A 518-nucleotide genomic window follows, 5' to 3' on the forward strand; every position below is an offset into this window, starting at 1 on the left:
GACGGCGCCCCAGCGCGCGAACTCGAGGTTCGTGGTGATCACGAGGGACTGCCGCTCGTAGCTCTCGGATATGACCTGGAAGAGTAGCCTCGCCCCGTCGGTGTCGAGGGGGAGGAAGCCGAGTTCGTCTATTCCCAGGATGTCGGCCTTCGCGAGCTGGGCGAGCTCGCGGTCGAGCGATCCTGCATCGCGTGCGCGCCTCAGGCGCATGACCAGCGACGATGCGGTGAAGAACCTTGCAGGGCGCATCTGCTGGCAGCACAGCGAGCAGATCGCCTCGAGCATGTGGGTCTTGCCGGTGCCGACATCGCCCATGAGCACGAGGTCCTCGCGCCTCCCGAGGAACGAGAGCGAGAGCAGGTCCGCCCGGCCGAAGCCTTCCGGCCAGGAGACGGATGTCCAGTCGTAGCCGTCGAACGTCTTCGCCTGCGGAAGCGCGCACCTCCTGAGCAGGGACGCCTTCCTCGAGGCATCCCTGCTCGCGCATTCTGCCTCGAGGTATTCGGCAAGGTATTCCA

The 518-nt window shown here is 65.8% G+C and carries 1 protein-coding gene; it reads right to left on the bottom strand.

Features of this window, described 5'->3' with window-relative positions; translation table 11 throughout:
• Positions 1-518: ATP-binding protein (locus ABVS03_RS11610; RefSeq protein WP_368019226.1), on the bottom strand; the 518-nt coding region annotated here is incomplete at both ends.

The sequence above is a fragment of the Olsenella sp. AGMB03486 genome, assembly GCF_040884255.1.
Classification (GTDB): domain Bacteria; phylum Actinomycetota; class Coriobacteriia; order Coriobacteriales; family Atopobiaceae; genus Olsenella_L; species Olsenella_L kribbiana.